Consider the following 7,455-nt stretch of genomic DNA (forward strand, 5'->3'; position numbering starts at 1 on the left):
CAACCTGTGGCCCCTACCCTCGGGTCACGTCCTGGGCTGGGGCTATGGCGTAACCCGGGCCGGGGAGGGCGGGGCCTGCGTGTACCCGCCTCGCCTGGGCGAGCGCCGCTGCGAGGACGTCGTCGGACAGTTCCAGGCCCACCCCCAGGGCCGCGGCGACGTCCCAGGCGTGCACCACGTAGTCGATGAAGTGGAAGCCGACGGCCAGCCGTCCGGGAAAGCTCCCGCCCAGCTCGGGGAGGGCGAACTCCCGCTCCGTCGCGCCGGGTTCGGCGAAGGCCGTGAGCGCGGCCGTCGCGGCCATCCGGTGGACGCGGGCCGGCTCGTCCATGTCCTCCGGCTCCCGCCAGTACGCCGCCTCCAGTCCCGCCCCGCGCGCGGCCGCCGCGAACCCGAGGTGCTGGGCGGTCATGTGCGCCACGAGCCGCCGCAGGCTCCAGCCCGCGCACGGCGTGTCCCGTTCCCAGTCCGCGTCCCGCGCCAGTCCCACCACCCGCAGGGCCTCGCACACGGCGATCCGGTCGAGCTCCACGATGTCCGATCCGGTGACAGTCATGACCCGAGCATAAAACTGTGCGAACGGTCGTGCTAGTTGTTTCGGGCGGCCGGTTCCTCTCGCATCGAGGCCGGGCGCCCGGGTGGATCAGTCCACTCGGGGCAACGGCACCCCGTCCACCGCCGCGCTCCGCAACCGGCTCGCGATGCCCACCCGGGCCCGGCGATAGGCGCTCTCCTCGTCGTGCAGCACGGAGACGGCGTTGGCCGTCTCCATCAACGCCACCAATTCGAAGGCGAGTTGCGGGACATCGGTGCCGCAGCGCAGCTCGCCGCCCGTGCGGGCCTCGTCGATCGTGCGCTCCACCAGGGCTGTCCACGCCCGCTGCGCCGACACCACCGCGTCGTGCACCGGACCGGACCGCGCGTCGAACTCGGCGATGACCCCGTAGAAGAAGCAGCCACCGGGAAAGACCCGCCCGCGCGAGTACTCCAGCCACAGCTCGCACAGCCGCCACACCCGCCCGACGCCCGCCGGGACCTCTTCCGCGGGCCGGATCACCCGCTCGGCGAAGATCCGCCCCGCCTCGCGCACGGTCGCGAGCTGGAGCTCCTGCTTGGACCCGAAAAGCGCGAACACCCCGCTCTTGCTGAGCTCCAGCTCGGTCGCGAGCCGTCCCACGGACAGCGCCTCCAGCCCCTCGACCGAGGCGATGTCGACAGTACGGCGCAGCACCAACTGCCGGGTCCGGTTGCCCCGTTCGACCCGCCCGTCCAGCCGGGTCATCTCCGCAGTCCCTGGCGCAGCGCCGGGTGATCGGCGACCACGGTGCAGGAGCCCGGGGCGATCTCCGTGAAGCCCGCGTCCCGTACCAACGGCAGTCCGCTGCCGGTCAGCCGGCCCCACTCGGCGGGGTCGGCGGTGCGCACGGAGAGCGCGAAGCCCGTGTCCCGCCAGGCCGCCCGCTCCTCGCCGGACAGCTCCCACCAGGCGAGTTGGGCACCGTGCCCGGCCTGGGCCATGGCCTTGCCGGCCGACATGTCGAGGTCCGGGCTCATCCACAGCACCGTCCCCGCCGGGCCGGGCGCGGGCGGCGGCTCCGGGTCGTCGAGGTCGGTGCCGGACACCTGGAGCTTCGCCAGGTCCTTGGGCCAGCCGTCCAGCGGAACCGGCGGGAAGACGCGCACCTGCGCCGACTTACCGGTGACCGTGATCCCGGGCAGTGCCTCCGCCCGTCGCCACTCGGCGCCACGGGCCCGCCGCACGACCTTCCGGATCCGGGCGTCCTGCCAGTCCCGCACGGCCTGGGCCCACTCGCCGTCCCCGGCCGCGCGCTCGTCGCTCAGCAGCGCGAGAACGGAACGCGCGGCGGTCTCCAGCGCATCTGTACGGGCGGGTGGGGCGCTCCGCTCGATCCGCACGACCAGGGGCAGCACGAACTGTGGCGCCTCGTCACGCGCACTGCGTCCGGAACGGAAAGGGCTGTCACCGGGGGATGTCGAATCGTGGCTCACAACAGACAACCCTAAGGCCGCACCAGAATGGCCCCATGCGACGTGATCTTCGGCTGGTCCGCGTGGGCCGCCGTTACGGCATACGCGGCCCCTGGGTGTTGAGAGGCGTCGACCTCACCATCGCCCCCGGCACCCTCATCCGGGTGGAGGGAGCCAACGGCACCGGCAAGTCCACCCTCCTCCGCCTCGTCGCCGGTCTGGACGGCCCCACGGAGGGCAGCATCACCGGCCGCCCCCGCACGGCGTACGTCCCGGAGCGGTTCCCCCCGGCGCTGCCCTTCACCGCCGTCGGTTACCTCACCCACCTCGGCGCGGTCCACGGACTGACCCGCCGGACGGCGGCCCGCGCGGCCGGTGAATGGCTGGAGCGCTTCGGCGCCTCCGCCCTCGCCGCCACGCCGATGGCACAGCTGTCCAAGGGCAGCAGCCAGAAGGTCGCGGTGGCCCAGGCGCTGCTCGCGGAGCCGGAGCTGCTCGTGCTGGACGAGGCCTGGACCGGCCTGGACTCCGCGGCCCGGGCCGAACTGGAGCGCGCGGTCGCCGAACGCACCGCCGCCGGGGCCGCCGTCGTGTTCGTCGACCACGATCCCAACCGCCTCGCGGGGGCGCCCGACGCGACGTACGCGGTCGTCGAGGGCACCCTCGACCGCCGTACCGCGAGCGGGGGTCCGCAGGCCGGCCCGCACGCCGTCGTCACCGTGCGGGGCCCGGCCGGCGGACAACTGCCGCCCGAGGTCACACGGACGGTCGCCTCGGCCGAGGAGACCGCGCCCGGCACGCACCGGCTCACCGTCCGCGCCTCCCACTCCGACGTCCTGCTGCGCGCCCTGCTCACGGCCCGCCCGCCCTGGCACGTGGTCAGCCTGAGCCCCGGTGGACCGCCTCTCGAAACCTCGCCCGGGACACCCACGGACACCGGGGCCCGCCCATGACCGCACTCCTGCGCTACCAGGCCGCTCTGCTCCTGCGCTCCCAGCGCTGGCTGCCCCCGGTCATCCTGTACGCGGCCTTCCTGGCCGTCGGCGTGCAGAGCGGCCAGCCGGTGCTCGACTCGCTCGGCTACACGGCCGCGGCACTGCTGCCCGTCGCGGCCTGGCTGGTGCGGATCTGCGTCACCAACGAGCCGTCCGCGGCCCGCGCCTGCGTGGCCGCCGCGACCGGACCGGTCAGGGCCCACCTCGCCTGCCTCCTGGCGGCCCTCCTCGCGTCGGCGGCCCTCGGCACAGCCGCGGCCCTGGCCGTGACCCTGATCAGCGACCCGGTGACCAACGGCCACCGTGCCCGTGTCCCGCCGCTCCAGGCGGGCGCGGCGGGAGTCCTTGCCGTCCTCGCCTGCGCCCTGCTCGGCACGGCCGTCGGTGCGCTCACCAATCGCCCGCTGCTGCGCTCGCCCGGCCGGGCGGTGCCCGCGATGCTGCTGGCCGCGCTGCTCTCGGTGGTGGTCGCGGGCTCCCCGGCGCAGGCGGTGGTGAGCGGACTGGTCACCGGCTCGGAGTCCGGCCGGGTCCCGGTGCCGCTGCTGCCGCTGGCCGCGGCGGCCCTGCTGACCGCCGCGGCGTGTGCCGTGGCCTGCGCGCTGGCCGGCCGGCGGTCAGCCTGAGCAGGCCGTGCGCTGCGCCTCCTGCCACTCGCACACCGGGCACATGGTGATGCCTCTGTACGCCGCCGGGTACTCCGTCGGTTTCCGGCACAGCACGCATTCGGCGTAGGGCGGCCCGTCCGCGACGGGTGGCTGGGCGTCAATGATCGTGCAGTAGTCCTCGTCGCTCATCTCTTCAGCGTAGGCACCGTCACCGGCTTCCTGCCCGTTTCACCGATCAGCTCGGACACCTTCACGAACCGGAAGCCGCGCTTGCGCAGCTCCGGCACGACGGCCCGCACCACCCGCTCCGTGGTCGGGGCGGCGCTGCGGGTGCAGTGCATCACGACGACCGAACCGGACTTCACCCCGTCCAGCACCTGGCGGGTGACGGCGTCGGCGTCGGTCGCGAACGCGTCCCCGCTCACCACGTCCCACTGCACGGCGGTGACGCCCAGCCCGCTCAGTGCGCGCAGCGCCTTCTGGTCGTAGCAGCCGCCGGGGAAGCGGAAGTACGGCATCGGACGCGGCACCCCGGCCTTGCGGATGGCGGTGTACGCCCGCTCCACGTCCGTGCGCATGTGGTCCGCGTCGACGGTGGGCAGTCCGTAGCAGTCGCCGGTGAAGGCGTAGTGGCTGTAGGAGTGGTTGGCGACCTCGAACAGCGGGTCGCGGCCGATGGAGCGCGCCTCGGCGGGGTACTCGTCGGCCCACCTGCCGGTCATGAACACGGTGGCCGGGACCTTCAGCGCGCGCAGCGTGGCGATGAGCGCGGGGTTGTCGAAGTGCTCGCCCGCGGCCGCTCGCGGCCCCTGGTCGGCCGTCATGTCGGCGTCGAAGGTCAGGGCGACGGTCCGGTCCGTTGTGCGCGGGCCGTTCGCGAAGACCGGGGTGAGGCCGCCCGGGCCCGGGGCGAGGGTGGGTGGTTCGGAGGCGGCGGGAGCGGGACGGGCGGGGGCCGGGCGCGCGGCGTGCGGAGCGTTCGCGGTACCGCAGGCGGCGAGGGCTGCACCCAGGGCGCAGACGGCGGTGACGCGTTGTACAAGAGTGAACATCACATGAAGATATGAGTGTAAATATGGCAATTCACTCGACGCGCTCTGCCGTGCCTGCCGGAGTCACCCGTGCGGCTGTGTGTCCGGTCAGCGGCCGTAGCGGCCGGTGAGGGTGCCGACGGCGAGGGTGTGACCGGCCAGGGCGCGCCGGACGTCGTCGAGCGTGGCGTCGGGGGCGAGGTCCGGGCGCCGGTCGGCGGCGTACACCGAGAACGCGTAGTGGTGCGGCTTGTCGCCCCTGGGCGGGCACGGGCCGCCGTAACCCGTCTTCCCGAAGCCGTTGCGGCCCTGGACGGCGCCAGGGGGCACCCGGCCGGCGGGCAGTTCCGTGGTGCGCGGTCCGATGTCCCACATCAGCCAGTGCGTGAACGTGCCGCGCGGGGCGTCGGGGTCCGCCACCACGAGCACCAGCCCCGTGGTGTCCGCGGGTACGCCGGAGAAGGCGAGCGGCGGCGAGACGTCCTCGCCGTCGCAGGTGTACCTGCGCGGGATCGTGCCGTTCTCGGCGAACGCGGAACTCGTCACCGTGACGCGGTGCGAGGCGCTGGGCGTGGGGGCGGACGAGCCGCCCGTGCCGCTACCGCACCCCGGGAGGGTGCCCATCGTGGTCACCACCGCTGCGATCAGGAAGCTCCGGCGCATGCCCGGAACGGTAGTCGTGGGGGACCCCGGAGTCACCGACCGGATGCTGCGCATTCTCCAGGAACCGCAGCAGTTCGACCGGGATGGGCAGCACCAGCGTCGAGTTCTTCTCCGCCGCCACCGCCATCACCGTCTGCAGCAGCCGCAGCTGGAGCGCGGCGGGCGTGTCGGCCATCTGCTGAGCGGCCTCGGCCAGCTTCTTGGAGGCCTGGAGCTCGGCGTCGGCGTTGATGATCCTGGCCCGGCGCTCGCGGTCGGCCTCGGCCTGGCGGGCCATGGAGCGCTTCATCGTGTCCGGCAGCGACACGTCCTTGATCTCGACGCGGTCGATCTGCACGCCCCAGCCGATGGCCGGGCTGTCGATCATCAGCTCCAGGCCCTGGTTGAGCTTCTCGCGGTTGGAGAGCAGATCGTCCAGGTCGCTCTTGCCGATGATCGAGCGCAGGGACGTCTGTGCCATCTGGGAGACGGCGAAGCGGTAGTCCTCGACGTTGACGGTCGCGGCGGCCGCGTCCACGACCCGGAAGTAGACGACCGCGTCCACCCGCACGGTCACGTTGTCGCGCGTGATGCCCTCCTGGGCGGGTACGGGCATCGTGACGATCTGCATGTTGACCTTCTGCAGCCGGTCCACGGCCGGGACGATCAGGGCGAGCCCCGGCGTACGTACCTGACCCCGCAGGCGGCCGAGCCGGAAGACCACTCCGCGTTCGTACTGCTTGACGATCCGCACGCCCGAGGCCAGGTACACCAGACCGACGGCGCCGGCGGCGGCGATCGCCCCCAGCAGTTCCTGGAGCATGACGACACTCCTCCATAAGAGGCCCTTTGTGTCCGCTCTTGTAACGATATGCCCGTTATCTGGTCCGGGGCCACGCCCCGGGCCCCGGACCGGACGGGCCGGGTGCGGCTGGGCCGCCGTCACCCGTACCGGCTCCGTGCCGGACGTGCTGAGCCGCTCGGCCCGGTTCTCCGGAGCCGTACGGCAGGCGTGGTCCAGGCGGTGCAGTTGCCGCGCATCAGCCCAGGGGCGATGCCGCCCGCGAGGCCGGTGACCAGAGGACGGCGAGGGGGCGGCGAAGTCCTGCCCGAGTGGGGCAACTTCCGCGGGCAGCCGGACTGGGCGGTCGCGGCGGGCACCGGCGTGCTCACAGCGCCTCGAACGTGTCGGTCCGGGGCCGGTGCGTCCGTACGGCGCCGGTGTGCACCTCGTAGTACCAGGCGTGCAGCGAGAGCTGACCGGTCGCCAGCTTCTCGGCCACGCACGGGTACGAGCGCAGGCGCAGCAGCTGTGTCAGTACGTGGCTCTGCACCCCCTCGGCGACCTCCGGGTCCTCTGCCGCTCCCGCCGGGCGCGGGGTCGCCTGCGCCAGCCAGTCGCGCACGGCCGGTACGGCGGTCAGGTCGTCGCCGCGCACCAGCGCGCCGACGGCGCCGCAGTGGGAGTGGCCGCAGACCACGACGTCGCGGACGCCGAGCACCTCCACGGCGTACTCGATGGTGGCCGCCTCGCTGGTGGGGTGCTCGGAGGCGTACGGGGGCACGATGTTGCCCGCGGTGCGGAGCTCGAAGAGCTCTCCGGGGCGGGCGCCCGTGATCAGGGCCGGGACGACCCGGGAATCGGAGCAGGTGATGAACAGCACCTGCGGGGACTGGCCCTCGGCGAGCTTGGCGAACTCCTCAGGGCGCTGTCCGAAGGTACGGGCGTTGTCGATGAGGGGCTGCATGGTGTGTGGACTCCTCCTGGCACGCCTCGGCGGCGCGTCGGCCTTGCACGGCGGTTGTGGGGGCGTGAACCGGCTCTCACGGAAAGCTTTCGCACGGTTGCACACCGTTGTCGAGGAAGGCTTGAATCCGGCCCGGGTCCTGGCCTTGGCGAGACCCGGAGTGTGCGCGGGTGTGAAGGTTTCCGGGGGTGCGAAGGGGTGCGGGGCGGTGGGGTGGTGGTGAGGGACGAGTTCGCGGTGGGCGCCGTCGTACCTCGGGACATGTGCTCCCTTTCCGGCGGTTCACGCGTCTTGCATACACCAAGGAATCGTCAATGGGTGGTCAAGAAACGCGGGTAACCCGCCAAATAGGGTTGGGGGGTTAAACCGGGGGGGGCCCCCGGCGGGGGGGGTAAAAAGGGGGGGGGGGGGGGGGGGGCCCCCCCGTGACCCCCCCGGGCGG

General features: G+C 73.1%; 10 protein-coding genes. 2 read left to right on the forward strand and 8 right to left on the reverse strand.

Going from position 1 to position 7,455, the window contains the following annotated elements; genetic code table 11:
• Nucleotides 1-13: 13 nt before the first annotated feature.
• The 3 genes from ACFW2E_RS36570 to ACFW2E_RS36580 form a co-directional block, all read right to left on the reverse strand.
• On the reverse strand, nt 14-556 hold the full coding sequence (locus tag ACFW2E_RS36570) for a TIGR03086 family metal-binding protein (RefSeq protein WP_384473241.1): 543 nt from the start codon (nt 554-556) through the stop codon (nt 14-16).
• Nucleotides 557-643: 87 nt separating this feature from the next.
• Entirely contained in the window at nt 644-1,282 is a 639-nt protein-coding gene (locus ACFW2E_RS36575) for a TetR/AcrR family transcriptional regulator (protein WP_384473244.1), read from the reverse strand.
• Nucleotides 1,279-2,010: an aminoacyl-tRNA hydrolase gene (locus tag ACFW2E_RS36580; RefSeq protein ID WP_384473246.1), complete on the reverse strand. Its 732-nt coding sequence runs from the start codon at nt 2,008-2,010 to the stop codon at nt 1,279-1,281. Before ACFW2E_RS36580 ends, ACFW2E_RS36575 begins: the two co-directional genes overlap by 4 nt.
• A 35-nt stretch (nt 2,011-2,045) precedes the next feature.
• On the opposite strand from ACFW2E_RS36580, the gene ACFW2E_RS36585 reads away from it, so the two are divergent.
• The gene (locus ACFW2E_RS36585; RefSeq protein WP_384473249.1) at nt 2,046-2,942 is read left to right on the forward strand and encodes an ATP-binding cassette domain-containing protein; all 897 of its coding nucleotides are present in this window, start codon (nt 2,046-2,048) and stop codon (nt 2,940-2,942) included.
• On the forward strand, nt 2,939-3,610 hold the full coding sequence (locus tag ACFW2E_RS36590) for an ABC transporter (protein WP_384473252.1): 672 nt from the start codon (nt 2,939-2,941) through the stop codon (nt 3,608-3,610). The genes ACFW2E_RS36585 and ACFW2E_RS36590 overlap by 4 nt, the downstream gene beginning before the upstream one ends.
• Here the strand turns inward: ACFW2E_RS36590 and ACFW2E_RS36595 are convergent.
• The 5 genes from ACFW2E_RS36595 to ACFW2E_RS36615 form a co-directional block, all read right to left on the reverse strand.
• Nucleotides 3,602-3,781, reverse strand: coding sequence for a hypothetical protein (locus ACFW2E_RS36595; RefSeq protein WP_384473255.1), 180 nt, complete (start codon nt 3,779-3,781; stop codon nt 3,602-3,604). The genes ACFW2E_RS36590 and ACFW2E_RS36595 overlap by 9 nt on opposite strands.
• Entirely contained in the window at nt 3,778-4,644 is an 867-nt protein-coding gene (locus tag ACFW2E_RS36600) for a polysaccharide deacetylase family protein (protein WP_384473258.1), read from the reverse strand. Before ACFW2E_RS36600 ends, ACFW2E_RS36595 begins: the two co-directional genes overlap by 4 nt.
• A gap of 87 nt (nt 4,645-4,731) precedes the next feature.
• Nucleotides 4,732-5,286, reverse strand: coding sequence for a YbhB/YbcL family Raf kinase inhibitor-like protein (locus ACFW2E_RS36605; protein WP_384473260.1), 555 nt, complete (start codon nt 5,284-5,286; stop codon nt 4,732-4,734).
• Nucleotides 5,222-6,088, reverse strand: a complete 867-nt coding sequence (locus tag ACFW2E_RS36610; protein ID WP_384473263.1) for a slipin family protein — start codon at nt 6,086-6,088, stop codon at nt 5,222-5,224. Before ACFW2E_RS36610 ends, ACFW2E_RS36605 begins: the two co-directional genes overlap by 65 nt.
• A gap of 346 nt (nt 6,089-6,434) precedes the next feature.
• Nucleotides 6,435-7,013, reverse strand: coding sequence for a carbonic anhydrase (locus ACFW2E_RS36615; protein ID WP_384473266.1), 579 nt, complete (start codon nt 7,011-7,013; stop codon nt 6,435-6,437).
• Nucleotides 7,014-7,455 lie beyond the last annotated feature (442 nt).

It is taken from the genome of Streptomyces sp. NPDC058964, assembly GCF_042741275.1.
Lineage (GTDB): Bacteria > Actinomycetota > Actinomycetes > Streptomycetales > Streptomycetaceae > Streptomyces.

What these genes read in the sequence shown, in the direction of transcription:
- ACFW2E_RS36570 (WP_384473241.1), bottom strand. Translation starts at nt 556, where the DNA reads ATGACTGTCACCGGATCGGACATCGTGGAGCTCGACCGGATCGCCGTG.
- ACFW2E_RS36575 (WP_384473244.1), bottom strand. Translation starts at nt 1,282, where the DNA reads ATGACCCGGCTGGACGGGCGGGTCGAACGGGGCAACCGGACCCGGCAG.
- ACFW2E_RS36585 (WP_384473249.1), top strand. Translation starts at nt 2,046, where the DNA reads ATGCGACGTGATCTTCGGCTGGTCCGCGTGGGCCGCCGTTACGGCATA.
- ACFW2E_RS36590 (WP_384473252.1), top strand. Translation starts at nt 2,939, where the DNA reads ATGACCGCACTCCTGCGCTACCAGGCCGCTCTGCTCCTGCGCTCCCAG.
- ACFW2E_RS36595 (WP_384473255.1), bottom strand. Translation starts at nt 3,781, where the DNA reads ATGAGCGACGAGGACTACTGCACGATCATTGACGCCCAGCCACCCGTC.
- ACFW2E_RS36600 (WP_384473258.1), bottom strand. Translation starts at nt 4,644, where the DNA reads ATGTTCACTCTTGTACAACGCGTCACCGCCGTCTGCGCCCTGGGTGCA.
- ACFW2E_RS36605 (WP_384473260.1), bottom strand. Translation starts at nt 5,286, where the DNA reads ATGCGCCGGAGCTTCCTGATCGCAGCGGTGGTGACCACGATGGGCACC.
- ACFW2E_RS36610 (WP_384473263.1), bottom strand. Translation starts at nt 6,088, where the DNA reads ATGCTCCAGGAACTGCTGGGGGCGATCGCCGCCGCCGGCGCCGTCGGT.
- ACFW2E_RS36615 (WP_384473266.1), bottom strand. Translation starts at nt 7,013, where the DNA reads ATGCAGCCCCTCATCGACAACGCCCGTACCTTCGGACAGCGCCCTGAG.